This is a genomic window from Leclercia sp. CFBP8987 (genome assembly GCF_034044995.2).
GTDB classification, from domain to species: Bacteria; Pseudomonadota; Gammaproteobacteria; order Enterobacterales; family Enterobacteriaceae; genus Enterobacter; species Enterobacter tamurae.
Window position 1 is genome coordinate 2,208,380 of the sequence record NZ_CM188255.1, and the last position, 12,974, is coordinate 2,221,353.

General features: G+C 60.6%; 11 protein-coding genes. 4 read left to right on the top strand and 7 right to left on the bottom strand.

The genetic code is table 11. From position 1 onward, the window contains the following. Positions 1–11 precede the first annotated feature (11 nt). From SOM40_RS10695 to atzF, 3 genes are all read left to right on the top strand, one after another. The gene (locus SOM40_RS10695; protein WP_320456879.1) at positions 12–644 is read left to right on the top strand and encodes an urea amidolyase associated protein UAAP2; all 633 of its coding nucleotides are present in this window, start codon (positions 12–14) and stop codon (positions 642–644) included. Between the two features lie 152 nt (positions 645–796). Then, entirely contained in the window at positions 797–4,399 is a 3,603-nt protein-coding gene (gene uca / locus SOM40_RS10700; protein ID WP_320456878.1) for an urea carboxylase, read from the top strand. Further along, complete coding sequence (gene atzF / locus SOM40_RS10705) at positions 4,396–6,186, top strand: allophanate hydrolase (protein ID WP_320456877.1); 1,791 nt, start codon at positions 4,396–4,398, stop codon at positions 6,184–6,186. The genes uca and atzF overlap by 4 nt, the downstream gene beginning before the upstream one ends. Before the next feature lie 57 nt (positions 6,187–6,243). On the opposite strand, the gene SOM40_RS10710 is transcribed toward atzF, so the two are convergent. The 7 genes from SOM40_RS10710 to SOM40_RS10740 all read right to left on the bottom strand — a co-directional run bounded on the left by SOM40_RS10710 (position 6,244) and on the right by SOM40_RS10740 (position 12,145). Next, positions 6,244–6,735, bottom strand: a complete 492-nt coding sequence (locus tag SOM40_RS10710; RefSeq protein WP_320456876.1) for a GNAT family N-acetyltransferase — start codon at positions 6,733–6,735, stop codon at positions 6,244–6,246. Next, entirely contained in the window at positions 6,723–6,989 is a 267-nt protein-coding gene (locus SOM40_RS10715) for a type II toxin-antitoxin system TacA family antitoxin (RefSeq protein WP_225758878.1), read from the bottom strand. The genes SOM40_RS10710 and SOM40_RS10715 overlap by 13 nt, the downstream gene beginning before the upstream one ends. A gap of 134 nt (positions 6,990–7,123) precedes the next feature. After that, a complete protein-coding gene (gene dmsD / locus SOM40_RS10720) occupies positions 7,124–7,723 on the bottom strand; it encodes a Tat proofreading chaperone DmsD (protein WP_320456875.1) in 600 nt (199 codons plus the stop codon). A gap of 43 nt (positions 7,724–7,766) precedes the next feature. After that, positions 7,767–8,621 carry a dimethyl sulfoxide reductase anchor subunit family protein gene (locus SOM40_RS10725; RefSeq protein WP_320456874.1) on the bottom strand — a complete coding sequence of 285 codons (855 nt, stop codon included), beginning with the start codon at positions 8,619–8,621 and terminating at the stop codon, positions 7,767–7,769. Between the two features lies 1 nt (position 8,622). Further along, positions 8,623–9,240, bottom strand: coding sequence for a DMSO/selenate family reductase complex B subunit (locus tag SOM40_RS10730; protein WP_501050768.1), 618 nt, complete (start codon positions 9,238–9,240; stop codon positions 8,623–8,625). A gap of 10 nt (positions 9,241–9,250) precedes the next feature. Then, positions 9,251–11,689, bottom strand: a complete 2,439-nt coding sequence (gene ynfE / locus SOM40_RS10735; protein ID WP_320531008.1) for a selenate/tellurate reductase subunit YnfE — start codon at positions 11,687–11,689, stop codon at positions 9,251–9,253. A 150-nt stretch (positions 11,690–11,839) separates the two neighbouring features. After that, entirely contained in the window at positions 11,840–12,145 is a 306-nt protein-coding gene (locus tag SOM40_RS10740; protein WP_312077557.1) for a DUF1161 domain-containing protein, read from the bottom strand. A gap of 106 nt (positions 12,146–12,251) precedes the next feature. On the opposite strand from SOM40_RS10740, the gene SOM40_RS10745 reads away from it, so the two are divergent. Then, entirely contained in the window at positions 12,252–12,962 is a 711-nt protein-coding gene (locus SOM40_RS10745; protein WP_262673871.1) for a YnfC family lipoprotein, read from the top strand. Positions 12,963–12,974: the final 12 nt, after the last annotated feature.

The window sequence follows — 12,974 nt, forward strand, 5'->3', positions numbered from 1 at the left end:
GGAGCCGCAAGATGACGAATGTCCGCGAAAAACAGCCCCAGGAGGCGACCTTCCGCCACGTGATCCCGGCGGGCGAGCCCTACCTGTTTGAAGTGAAAAAGGGCCAGACCCTGCGCCTGCTGGATCTGGAGGGTAACCAGGCGGTGGATACCCTGTTCTATAGCGCCGAAAACCCGCGGGAGCGCTACGACGCCCAGCGCACGCTGCGTCGGCAGAACAACGCCTATCTGACCAGCGGGAGCGTGCTCTACTCCAATCTCGGCAACCCGCTGCTGACCATCGTGGCCGATACCTGTGGACGACACGATACGCTCGGCGGGGCCTGCGCCCAGGAGAGTAACACCGTGCGCTATGCCCTCGACAAGCGCCATATGCACAGCTGCCGGGACAACTTCCTCTGTGCCTGTCTGCACGACGGCCGCCTGCAAAAGCGCGATATCGCGGCCAACATCAACTTCTTTATGAACGTGCCGGTCACCCCGGAGGGCGGGCTGACCTTTGCCGACGGTATCTCCGCCCCAGGGAAATACGTCGAGCTGCGCGCGGAGTGCAACGTCATCGTGCTGATCTCCAACTGCCCGCAGCTGAACAACCCCTGCAACGGCTGGAACCCGACCCCGGCGGAGGTGCTGGTATGGAACTGACGCCCACCCGCTGGCAGCGCCTGCGCCAGATGCTTTACCGCCTGTTCGAGGTGCGCGCCGGACGCATCCTGCCGTAAACGTTTTTTCCCCGTGGACGACCATGCGGTGAGCCAATTTTCGGCGGGACGACCCGCCACGATTGAGTCTGAACTATGTTGACGAAACTCCTGATTGCCAACCGCGGGGCGATTGCCTGCCGCATTCTGCGCACGCTGCGCGCCATGAACATCGGCGGCGTGGCGGTCTATTCCGAAGCGGATATCAGCAGCCTGCATCTTCGCGAGGCCGACGAGGCCCTGAGCCTGGGCGACGGCCCGGCGGCGAACACCTATCTGGTCAGTGAAAAAATCATTGCCGCGGCGAAAGCCAGCGGTGCTCAGGCCATTCACCCTGGCTACGGCTTTCTCTCAGAGAATGCCGCCTTTGCCGAAGCCTGCGAGACCGCGGGTATTGCCTTTGTCGGCCCCACGCCGGAGCAGCTGCGACTTTTTGGCCTGAAACATACCGCCCGGGCGCTGGCCAGGGCCCAGGGGGTGCCGATGCTGGAAGGCACCGAACTGCTGGCGGATGTGAATGAGGCGCTGGCAGCCGCCGAACAGGTCGGCTACCCGGTGATGCTGAAAAGCACCGCGGGCGGGGGTGGGATCGGCATGCGCGTCTGCTCTACCGCCGCCGAACTCCTGGAGGCATTCGATGCGGTGGTGCGGCTGGGTAAAAACAACTTCAGCGATGCGGGGGTGTTTATTGAAAAATACATCGAGCGGGCGCGGCATCTCGAAGTCCAGCTGTTTGGCGACGGCGAGGGGGAGGTGATAGCCCTCGGCGTGCGCGACTGCTCGGTGCAGCGACGTAACCAGAAGGTGCTGGAGGAGACCCCCGCACCGAACCTGCCCGACGGGATGGCGGACGCCCTGTGCCATGCTGCGATCACCCTGGGTAAAGCGGTCAACTACCGCAGCGCGGGCACCGTGGAGTTTGTCTACGACAGCAACGAAGAGCGGTTCTACTTCCTCGAAGTGAATACCCGTTTGCAGGTGGAGCACGGCGTCACCGAGCAGGTGTGGGGCGTGGACCTGGTGCGCTGGATGATTGAGCTGGCGGCCGGAACCTTGCCGCCGCTGGCGGAACTGTGCAATAGCCTGCAACCTGACGGCCATGCCATTCAGGCGCGAGTTTATGCGGAAGATCCCGGTCGTCAGTTCCAGCCCTCACCGGGCCTGCTCACCGAGGTGGTGTTCCCGGCGGATGACCGCCGCTCACTGCGCATCGATACCTGGGTAGAGTCCGGCTGTGAAGTCCCGCCATTTTTTGATCCGATGCTGGCGAAAATCATCGCCTGGCAGCCCACACGCGATGCGGCGATGGAGGCCCTGCACGCCGCCCTGGGTAACACGCATCTGTACGGCGTGGAAACTAACCGCAGCTACCTGCAGCAGATCTTAACCTTTACCCCGTTCGCCAGCGGCGAGCCCTGGACCCGCTGTCTGGAGGGGCTAACCTACCAGGCTTCTACCCTGGAGGTGCTGAGCGCCGGAACGCAAACCACGGTGCAGGATTACCCAGGGCGCATTGGCTACTGGGCGGTCGGGGTGCCGCCATCGGGACCCATGGACAGCCGGGCGCTGCGTCTCGGCAACCGTCTGCTGGGCAACGACGACCGCGCCGCGGCGCTGGAGATCACCCTCAGCGGCCCGACGCTGAAATTTAACTGCGATGCCCAGCTGGTGGTGACCGGGGCAGAGATTGACCTCACCCTCGACGGCGAGCCGCTGGAAAACAACCGTGTCTTTACCGTGCAGCGCGGCATGACGCTGCGAATGGGGGATATCACCAACGACGGCGTACGCAGCTATCTGTGCCTGCGCGGCGGGTTTAACGTCCCGGATTACCTCGGGAGCAAAAGCACCTTTACCCTCGGGCAGTTTGGCGGCCACGCCGGACGCGCCCTGCGTACCGGGGATGTGCTGCACATTGCGCCATTGACCGCGCCATGTCCGGAGCAGGCGCTGCCTCAGGCCTTACGCTCCACCCTCGAGGCGGTGCGGGAACTGCGGGTGATCTACGGCCCGCACGGCGCGCCGGAATATTTTACTCCTGAATACATGCAGACCTTCCTGACCACCGACTGGGAAGTGCATTTCAACTCCAGCCGCACCGGCGTGCGCCTGATCGGCCCTAAACCCGAGTGGGTGCGCGACAGCGGCGGCGAAGCGGGGCTCCATCCGTCGAACATTCACGACAACCCCTATGCCATCGGCGCGGTGGATTTTACCGGCGATATGCCGGTGATCCTCGGCCCGGATGGCCCGAGCCTGGGCGGGTTTGTCTGCCCGGTCACCATCATCGAGGCCGATCTGCCCGCGGTCGGGCAGCTGAAAGCGGGGGATAAAGTGCGCTTTGTTCCCGTCGGCATCGCCACCGCCCGACGTCTGGCGCAGGCAGAGGAGGCGCAAATCGCCAGCCTGCACCCGCTGGCGGTCGACTGGCAGCCAGCCAAAATCACCTCGCCGGTAGTGCTGGAGCAGGGGCAGTCCGATAAACGGCTGGTGGCACGGCTTTCCGGCGACACCCATCTGCTGCTGGAGATTGGCGAACCGGAGCTGGATCTGGTCCTGCGTTTTCGCGCCCACGCCCTGATGCAGGCCCTGGAAGCGCGGTCCCTGGACGGCGTTACCGATCTGACCCCGGGCATTCGCTCCCTGCAAATTCACTATCAGCCTGAGGCGCTCAGCCTGACAGCGCTGCTGGAGGTGGTCGCTGGGTTGTGGCAGGACGTGTGCCTGCAGGATGCGCTGGAGGTGCCGTCGCGCGTCGTCTGGCTGCCGCTCTCCTGGGACGATCCGGCCTGCCAGAAAGCCATCGACAAATACATGACCACCGTGCGCCGGGATGCGCCCTGGTGCCCAAGTAACCTCGAGTTTATCCGCCGCATTAACGACCTGGCGAATATCGACGAGGTCTACAAAACGGTATTCGACGCCAGCTATCTGGTGATGGGGCTGGGGGATGTCTATCTCGGCGCGCCGGTGGCGACGCCGCTCGATCCGCGTCATCGTCTGGTCACCACTAAATACAACCCGGCACGCACCTGGACGGCGGAGAACTCGGTGGGGATCGGCGGGGCTTATCTGTGCGTCTACGGCATGGAGGGGCCGGGCGGGTATCAGTTCGTTGGGCGCACGCTGCAGATGTGGAGCCGTTATCACGCGGTAGAGGATTTTGGCGGCAAGCCCTGGCTGCTGCGCTTCTTCGATCAGATCCGCTTCTACCCGGTCTCCGCTGACGAGCTGCTTACCATCCGCCGCGATTTCCCGCTGGGGCGCTATCCGCTGCGCATCGAGCACACCACCCTGAAGCTTGCCGAATATCAGCAGTTTCTCGCTGACGAAGCCCAGGACATTGAGGCGTTTCGTACCCATCAGCAGGGGGCGTTTAACGCCGAGCGTGAGCGCTGGATCGCCAACGGCCAGGCGCACTTCGACAGCAGTGACGTGCTGGCGGAGGAGGGCGAGGATGCTCCGCTCCAGCCGGGACAGGCCGGGATAGACAGCCCGATATCCGGCAATCTGTGGCAGGTGAACGTTGAGGTCGGTACCCCGGTGCGCGAAGGTGATGTGCTGGTGGTGCTGGAGTCGATGAAGATGGAGATCCCGCTGGTGGCCTCACGGGACGGCGTGGTTAGTCAGGTGCGCGTCCAGCCGGGTTCCTCAGTGCGGGCGGGTCAGTGTGTGGTGGTTCTGGAGAAAACAGCATGATGCATCCCTTTGATTTACGCCTCGATGTACTGGCGCAGGCTTACCGCGAGGGCCGCTTCACGCCGCGGGAGGTGATTGCCGCCCTGCGCGAGCGGGCGCAGGCCCTGAACCCGGAGTTCAACACCTTTATTTATCTGCTTACCGCCGAAGAGCTGGAGCCCTATCTGGCCGCACTGGAGGGCGCGTCGCCGCAGACGCTGCCGCTCTACGGCGTGCCCTTTGCCATCAAAGACAACATCGATCTGGCGGGGATAGAGACCACTGCCGCCTGTCCGGCGTTTGCCTACCGGGCAGAACAGGATGCGACTATCGTCGGCCAGCTGATTGCGCTGGGGGCCATTCCGCTGGGTAAAACCAATCTGGACCAGTTCGCCACCGGCTTAAACGGCACCCGCTCGCCCTGGGGCGCCTGTCGCAACAGCGTTAATGCGGATTATCCGTCAGGAGGCTCCAGCGCCGGTTCGTCCCTGGCGGTGGCGCTGGGGCTGGCCAGCTTTGCCCTTGGCACCGATACCGCCGGGAGTGGTCGCGTGCCGGCCTCGCTGAATAACCTGGTCGGGCTGAAGGCAACCAGGGGGTTAATTTCCACTGCTGGGGTAGTCCCGGCCTGCCGCACTCTGGACTGCGTGACCTTCTTCACCACTACCGCCGCCGAAGCCAGCCAGCTGCTGGCGCTAACGGCGGTGAAAGACTCGCGGGATGACTACAGCCGCGCTAATCCGGCATGGAACGGGGCGCAGGCGTTCGGCCTACCTGAAAAAGGTTTCCGTTTTGGCGTGCCGGACCGGCTGGAGTTTCTCGGCTGCGCGGAGAGCGAAGCGCTATATCACTCTGCAAAAAACCGTTTAATCGCGCTGGGTGGCATCCCGGTGACCATCGACTTTTCTCCGTTTTTAGCGGCGGCAACGCTGCTCTACGACGGCCCGTGGGTCGCCGAGCGCTATCACGTTGCGGGGAAAATGATTGAGCAGCAGCCGGAGGCGGTCCTGCCGGTCATCCGCGACGTGCTGCGCAAAGCCCCCGGAACTGACGCGGTGGCGGCATTTGACGCCCAGTACAAACTTCAGCACTTCAAAACGCTCTGCGACGGGATCATGGCGGATCTGGACTGTGTGTTAACCCCGACCTATCCGCGTCCGGTGACCCTGGCGGAACTGGCGGAGGAGCCGGTAAAACGCAACTCCGAGCTGGGAGTCTACACCAACTTTATGAACCTGCTGGACTATGCCGCCGTGGCGGTGCCTGCGGGCGTGATGGCGAATGGTTTGCCGTCAGGCGTGACGTTGTTTGGGCGGGCTTTTACCGACCAGTATCTGCTCAGCCTGGCCGGGGCGTTACAACGTCACCAGAAGCTGACTTTGCCCGGCGATCGCCAGATTCAGGCGGCTACACCCGTTACCACCGCCAGCCACGATCGCCTGTCGGTGGTGGTCTGCGGGGCGCATCTCGACGGGCTGGCGCTGAACCATCAGCTGCGTCAGCGGGGGGCAACGCTCCGCGAGACCACCCGTAGCGCAGCGCACTATCGGCTGTATGCTCTGGCCGACGGTAAACGCCCCGGCATGGTGCGCGACCGCGAACAGGGGGCGGCCATCGCCGTTGAGGTGTGGGATCTGCCCCATACCGAAGTGGGATCGTTTCTGGCCGGGATCCCGGCACCACTGGGGCTCGGCAAAGTTGAACTGGAGGACGGACGCTGGTTAACGGGATTTATCTGCGAGGCGTATGGTCTGCAGGGGGCAAAAGATATCACTTCGTTTGGCGGCTGGCGGGCATGGATCGCCTGAGCATTCAGGTAAATCTGACATCTCCCCGGAGCATTTTCAGGGGAGTTTGGATGTTTGTTACAGGGGAACAGGCAAACGGAGAAAAAGCGTATTTTCTTGCGTGGTGGAGGGGGTAAAGCCATGGTGCAGATAAAACTGTTTTGCAGCGTTTGAAAGGGCATGAACCATAACCGCCCGAACGCCAATATTCTCAGCGACACGGCAGATGCGCAACACTGCATCATGAAGTAAATCTGCGCCAAGGCCTGTGCCGTGATAACTGGCATCAACAGCCAGCCGCGCCAGAATAATAACAGGGACAGGATCGGGCATGTTTCGTTTCAGGCTACCGGTTGCGATGGCATGCGTTACGCTACCGGTAGCAAGCGAGTAAAAACCGACAACCTGTGAAGAGTGTTCCCTGCATACCACAAAAGTCCTGGCAGCACCGAGAGATTGATTTTTTAATCCCCGGTTTCTGATCCATTCATCCAGGACCCCCTCTCCACAGTAAAATTCAGAAAGAATATGCGTTGCATTGAGTGGTGTCGGTGCTGTTATTTTTCCCACTGCGGTTTTCTCGCCAGAAGGGTATCTAAAGCAGGATTCGCAGTAACAGGGGCATCCAGCATATCGATAAATTCAGCGTATTGCGCATCGTTGAGGTTGAACATACGCTGGTCAAGAATAACGTTTTCAGCAGCCTGACAGGCCATTTCCAGTATAAAGTCTGTACGGGTTTTATGGAGAATGCCTGCTGCCGTATCGATCAGCGCTCGCTGAGCCTCTTTAGCTCTGATGTTGAGCTGAACGTCAGATTTCATAATGTCTTCCTGTATAGCAAATGGTATACATATTCTACACCTATTGTATAGCAACTGCTATACGGAAATCTTTTCAGTAGTGTTAGTTCGACTGAACATGAGCGCAGCCAGTGGGTCACACTGGCTGCCTGTCATTAACGGTAGAGCGGCTTCTCCGCCACCGGGATCAACAGCGTGGATTGCCAGTCGGCCAGCGTCAGCTGGGCCAGCTGTCCGAGCGCCCGGTAGAACGGGTGGCCTGCGTTTTCGACAAACACGGTGAGAAAACGGGTGCTCCACGGCAGCAAATGCCAGGCCAGAAGCTGATCCCGCTCCGCATCACGCCCTGTTTCTGCCAGCCAGGCGGCCAGCAGCAGCAGGGTACTGAAGTGATCTTCCGGTTCGTTCTGCGCCATCTTAAAGACAATGCCGTTGTCGCGCATCCACTGACGCAGCGCCAGGGTGGAGTCGCCGAACAGCACCGATTCGCGATCCAGCCAGACCGATCCCCATGGCGGGGCGGGCAGCGCCCAGGGGCCGATAAACAGCCGCTGCCAGGCATCCGGGAGCGATTCGTCAGACGGCTGGCGCAGGGCGTCGGCGATGGGGGCTAACTGCCCGGGCGGCAGCGGCCAGTCCTGCTGCCAGTCGCCCTGAGTCAGGGCCGTCACCAATGGGGCAGCCTGCTCGCTGTCCGGGGCGAAATAAAACAGTGCGCCCAGGACCCGGGCGGTAAACGCAAAACCTTCATTCATTACTGCATTCCTTGAACGGCGCGGGTTGCCCCGCGCTGACACATTATCCGGCAATCGCCATACCTACGGTCATATGCAGGCCATAGAAGACGCCACGGCCAATAAGCTCTCCGGCCACTACCAACAGCAGCCCCAGCGTGAGTCCCGGTAAGGTCGGGACTTTGCGCCGTACCAGCGCGCAGAGCCAGCAGCCCAGTCCGGCCGCCAGCAGTATGATACGCCACACCTGCAGGGAACCATAATCGGGCACCAGGGCATTGGCCTGCTGGACGGAAGTGTGGATGTTCCCGAGATCGTGACTCTGCATGACCACTGCCGCCACGCCGATCAGCAGCGCCACCACGGCGATCCCTGCCGCCACATGGGCGTTAAACGGCATTCTCGCCAGCCGCATCAGCAGGGCAGCAAACAGCGGGCCGCCGAGGAGCATCGTCAGGAAGAAATTGAGGGTGGTGTAGCCGTTATGCCAGGTGGGCACCGTATCAATCTGATACACGCGGGTCATCGCCCAGACAAACACCAGCCCCAACACCATGCTCAGCACCAGCCAGATCTTGCCCAGCGTTGCCGGCATTTTGCCGAGGACGGCCACCAGCCACCAGAAGCCGCCGACGGCAAAGAACAGCGACCCGCTGGCAATTTCGTTGCTCAGGCCTGAGGCGCCGACGCGGTTCAGGGAGTTAAAGGCGCGTAGCGGTGAGCCGAGGTGCAGCACCGAGGCGACAAAACCCAACCCCATCACCAGCCATAAAAAGAACATGCTGCGCACCAGGCGGTAGCGCACCACCGGGTCGTGCTCGCGGATCCAGGCTGCGCCTGCCACTATCAACGCCCCGACGACGCACTGACCGAACACGGTAAAAATGACCAGCGGCCATTCATGCCATCCATTTCCCATCTCACACCTCCTTTGGATTGGCCAGATAGCCGGTGGTATCACCCGTGGGTCGGCTGTTGGCATTGGGTTTAATGACGATACTCGGCTTCGTAAAGTGCGCCGACGGCAGCGGGGCGACGGCGGCCAGCTTGCCGTGTTTCTGACGCAGCTCCTCAATCGGGCCGAAGTCCAGAGCCCGCAGCGGGCAGGACTCGACGCAGATTGGTTTTTTACCGTCGGCGGCACGCTCATGGCAGCCATCACACTTGGTCATATGGCCTTTGGCGGCGTTGTACTGCGGGGCGCCGTACGGGCAGGCCATATGGCAGTAGCGACACCCGATGCAGACATCCTCATTCACCACCACAAAGCCGTCGTCGCGCTTGTGCATCGCCCCGCTGGGGCAGACTTTGGTGCAGGCCGGATCCTCGCAGTGGTTGCAGGCGATGGAGAGGTAGTAGGCAAACACGTTCTGCTGCCAGACGCCGTTGTCCTCCTGCCAGTCGCCGCCCGCGTACTCATAGATGCGGCGGAAGCTGACGTCCGGGGTCAGGTCCTTGTAATCCTTGCACGCCAGTTCGCAGGTTTTGCACCCGGTGCAGCGGCTGGAATCAATAAAAAATCCATACTGAGTGGTCATCGGCTACTCCTTACGCCTTCTCGATTTGCACCAGATTGGTGTGTTGTGGGTTGCCCTTCGCCAGCGGCGACGGACGGTGCGTGGTCAGGGTGTTCATGCAGGCCCCGTGGTCAACGCGGTCGCCCTGCATATCCGCCTGATGCCACGCCCCCTGGCCCATGGCGCTGACGCCCGGCATGATCCGCGGCGTGACTTTGGCGGCAATGCGCACTTCGCCCCGGGTGTTAAAGACCCGCACCATGTCGCCGTTTTGGATGCCGCGCGCCCGGGCATCCACCGGGTTAAGCCACACTTCCTGGCGGCAGGCGGCCTGCAGCACGTCCACGTTGCCGTAGCTGGAGTGGGTGCGGGCTTTATAGTGAAAGCCGAACAGCTGGAGTGGGAACTGGCCGCGATCGTCCGAGTCCCAGCCTTCGAAGGTGGAGGCATACACCGGCAGCGGGCTGATGGTTTCATCCGCCTGCAGCTCCCACGTGCGGGCGATCTCTGCCAGCCGACTGGAGTAGATCTCGATTTTGCCCGACGGGGTTTTCAGCGGGTTGGCCTCAGGATCGTCGCGGAATTTCTTGTAGGCCACAAAGTGACCGTTGGGATCTTTTCGCTTATAGATGCCCATCTCTTTGAGCGCCTCGTAAGAGGGGAGCTGCGGATCTTTCGCCACCATTTTGGCGTACAGATACTGCAACCACTCCTCCTGAGTACGGCCTTCGGTAAAGCGCTGATGGATATCCGGTCCGAGTCGTTTCGCCACTTCGCTCATGATCCAGTAGATAGGTTTACGTTCGAATTTTGGCGCGGTCACCGGCTGGAGGAAAATTAGGTAGCCCATATTCCCGGCGTAATCGTTGGGAATAATGTCCTCCTGCTCGACGGTCATCAGATCGGGCAGCAGCAGGTCGGCATATTTCGCCGACGAGGTCATGAAGTTGTCGATTACCACGATCATTTCGCACTTATTTTCGTCCTGCAAAATGTCGTGGGTTTTGTTGATGTCCGAGTGCTGGTTGATGATGGTGTTGCCGGCGTAGTTCCAGATGAACTTAATCGGCACGTCGAGCTTATCTTTGCCGCGCACCCCGTCGCGAGTAGCGGTCATCTCCGGCCCGCGGGCGATGGCGTCGGTCCAGCTAAAGCAGGAGATCTGCGTTTTGACCGGGTTATCCGGCAGCGGCATCCGCTCGATGGTGATGGTGTAGGTCGATTCACGCGCGCCGCTGTTGCCGCCGTTAATCCCGACGTTGCCGGTGAGGATCGGAAGCATGGCGATGGCCCTTGACGTTAGCTCGCCGTTGGCCTGGCGCTGCGGACCCCAGCCCTGGCAAATGTACGCCGGTTTTGCCGTACCGATCTCCCGGGCCAGCTTGATAATCCGGTCTGCGGGAATACCGGTGATAGCCGCGGCCCAGTCCGGGGTTTTGGCGGTGGCGTCCTCGCCGTGGCCCAGAATATAGGCCTTGTAATGGCCGTTGGCCGGGGCACCTTCCGGCAGCGTTTTCTCGTCGTAGCCGACGCAGTATTTATCGAGGAACGGCTGATCGACGAGGTTTTCGTTTATCAGCACCCAGGCGATACCGGCTACCAGCGCCGCATCCGTGCCGGGCCGGATCGGGATCCACTCGTCTTCACGCCCGGCGGCGGTGTCGGTGTAGCGAGGATCGATGACGATCATGCGCGCATTCGAGCGTTCGCGCGCCTGCTCCAGGTAATAGGTAATCCCGCCGCCGCTCATGCGCGTTTCCGCCGGGTTATTGCCGAACATCACCACCAGTTTGCTGTTCTCGATATCGGAGGTGCTGTTGCCGTCGTTACTGCCGTAGGTGTAGGGCATGGCGCAGGCGATTTGCGCCGTACTGTAGGTACCGTAATGGCTGAGGAACCCGCCGTAACAGTTCATCAGACGCGCTACCAGAGAGGCGTAGGGCGAGGAGCGGGTGATGTTACCGCCCACAATTCCGGAACTGTAATTAATGTAGACCGCTTCGTTGCCGTATTTAGCCACAACGTCACGCAGGCTGTTGCTGAGCAGATCCAGCGCCTCATTCCAGCTGATGCGCTCGAACTTGCCTTCGCCGCGTTTACCGACGCGTTTCATGGGGTAATTCAGGCGGTCGGGATGGTTTATCCGTCGACGGATCGAGCGACCGCGCAGACAGGCGCGTACCTGATGGTTGCCGTAAACATCGTCGCCGGTATTGTCCGTTTCGACCCAGTACACTTCCTCATCCCGGACGTGCAGCCGTAGCGCGCAGCGACTACCGCAGTTCACCGAGCAGGCTCCCCACACCACTTTATCCGCGCCGGGATTAAGCGACGTGTTGAGGGCGGCAGCGGCAGGGCGTAAACCGAAGGGTAATGACACACCGCCAGCGGCCAGCGCAAGCGACCCGATGGCGGTGGATTTGACGAGGGTGCGGCGGCTGATCCCGCCGCTTTGCGCATTATCTGACATGGCTCACTCCATTATGTTCTTTATTAATGAACGTTTTCAGCCGTGATTAGGATCGGGCTAATGGAGTGAGAGTGTTACCCATTAAGGGGGAGATAATCTTAATGTATATCAAAACAAAGGGGATTCCCCCGCCTTAACGGGGGAGAACGTTTACTGTGGCTCGCGTGGTGCAGGGGCCTGATTGCCGCCGCCGCTGACCGGGTAGTTTCCGCTGCTGGTGCGGGTGTAGAGGATTTTTAGAGTGTCATTGGCGCAATGACCCACCACTTCAGCGTCGGGTTTATCGGCCTGATCGTTTGGCACAATGTTCAGCATAAAGCCGGATTCCGGGACGCCATTGTTGATAATTCTCTGCTGAATATCGCTTTTGATCCGCTCGCAGTTGTCGGGCGCGGCCAGCGCGGCCGGGGCAATGCCCGCCAGCAAAAGTGCAGTAATCCAGGGTAACCGTGTCATATCTGCCTCCTTACGACTGTGTGTGACTATAATATTAGCAGGGTTAATGTAAATGGTTGTATTTGCTACTATGACGGGCAATTATCTTCATCTATCGGTAGGTCATGTGAATAAACACGCGCTTATGCTTCTCCTGGCGGGTCTGTTGGTGGGGTGTGACAACACCAGCGCACCGCTGTCGTTTACGCCAGAGATGGCCAGCTTTTCTAACGAGTTCGATTTTGATCCGCTCCGCGGACCGGTGAAGGATTTCAGCCAGACGCTTTTTAATGACAAAGGGGAAGTGGCGAAGCGCGTCAGCGGGACGCTGTCGACAGAAGGGTGTTTTGACAGCCTGGAAATGCAGGATCTGGAGTCGAACTCCGGCATCGCTCTGGTGCTGGATGCCAACTACTATCTCGATGCCCAGACTCAGCAGAAAAAGCTGCGGTTGCAGGGTAAGTGCCAGCTGGCGGAGATGCCTGCCTCGGGCGTCTCATGGGATACCGATGACAACGGGTTTATCGTGAGCGCCCACGGCAAAGATATGGAAATACGTTATCGCTACGATACCGACGGCTATCCGCTGGGTAAAACTACCGTGGCCGGGGAGCAACACCTGACGATTACGGCGACCCCGTCGGCCGACAAGCGCAAGCGAATGGACTATACCGCGGTCAGTCTGCTGAACGATAAACCCTTGGGAAATGTGAAGCAGACCTGCGAGTACGACCGACATAACAACCCGGAGGAGTGCGAGCTGGTGATTGTGGATGCGAGCGTGAAGCCTGCGGTGTCGCGGAAGTACACCATCAAAAACAGCATTGAGTATTACTAACCACCGCGCAGC

Excerpts from the sequence above, each read along its gene's own strand:
- SOM40_RS10715 (WP_225758878.1), bottom strand. The coding sequence starts at position 6,989 with ATGAAATCTGACGTTCAGCTCAACATCAGAGCTAAAGAGGCTCAGCGA.
- SOM40_RS10740 (WP_312077557.1), bottom strand. The coding sequence starts at position 12,145 with ATGACACGGTTACCCTGGATTACTGCACTTTTGCTGGCGGGCATTGCC.
- dmsD (WP_320456875.1), bottom strand. The coding sequence starts at position 7,723 with ATGAATGAAGGTTTTGCGTTTACCGCCCGGGTCCTGGGCGCACTGTTT.
- SOM40_RS10730 (WP_501050768.1), bottom strand. The coding sequence starts at position 9,240 with ATGACCACTCAGTATGGATTTTTTATTGATTCCAGCCGCTGCACCGGG.
- ynfE (WP_320531008.1), bottom strand. The coding sequence starts at position 11,689 with ATGTCAGATAATGCGCAAAGCGGCGGGATCAGCCGCCGCACCCTCGTC.
- SOM40_RS10695 (WP_320456879.1), top strand. The coding sequence starts at position 12 with ATGACGAATGTCCGCGAAAAACAGCCCCAGGAGGCGACCTTCCGCCAC.
- atzF (WP_320456877.1), top strand. The coding sequence starts at position 4,396 with ATGATGCATCCCTTTGATTTACGCCTCGATGTACTGGCGCAGGCTTAC.
- SOM40_RS10725 (WP_320456874.1), bottom strand. The coding sequence starts at position 8,621 with ATGGGAAATGGATGGCATGAATGGCCGCTGGTCATTTTTACCGTGTTC.
- uca (WP_320456878.1), top strand. The coding sequence starts at position 797 with ATGTTGACGAAACTCCTGATTGCCAACCGCGGGGCGATTGCCTGCCGC.